General features: G+C 77.0%; 1 pseudogene. It reads right to left on the minus strand.

From position 1 onward, the window contains the following. Window positions 1-15: 15 nt before the first annotated feature. A pseudogene (locus tag VR44_RS40520) lies at window positions 16-505 on the minus strand (glycosyltransferase family 39 protein); the annotation flags it as partial.

Below are 505 nucleotides of genomic sequence, written 5' to 3' on the forward strand. Positions count from 1 at the left end.
CCCCCCGGTAGCCCCTCACCCGCACCCCCCGCCCCGGCGGGCGTACACCGCCACCCTTGCGCCCCTGACCTCCGTCACCGAGCAGCGGTCGAAGTCGGCCGTCAGGGTGTCGCGTTTCTCCGCCTCCGCCGGGTACGGGTCCAGCGGCTGGTCCGCCGGGTCCATGAGGGCCAGCACCCTCGGGGACGACAGCAGTGCCTGCCGGACCCGCTCAGGGGGGAGTTCCGTGCCGTGGAGGGTGTGCGAGGCGGCCGGGGAGGCGGCCAGGGCGACGTCGCGCAGCCCTCCGTACAGCTGCGGCGAGGACAGCAGCCACTCCCGCCTGCGCGACGGCATGAACAGCACGGCGTCCCCCGGCCGCCCCTCTTCCCGGACCGCCGCCGCCACCGCGAGGACGTCGTCCCTGCGGCTCTCCGGGGTCCGCAGCCACGCCGACCACACCCCCGCCGGCACCAGCAGCGCGGCCGCCACCACCCACGGCACCCACCCCCGCACCTTCGCCGCC

Origin of the sequence: Streptomyces katrae, assembly GCF_000966975.1 — a bacterium.
In the GTDB taxonomy this organism is placed as follows: domain Bacteria; phylum Actinomycetota; class Actinomycetes; order Streptomycetales; family Streptomycetaceae; genus Streptomyces; species Streptomyces katrae.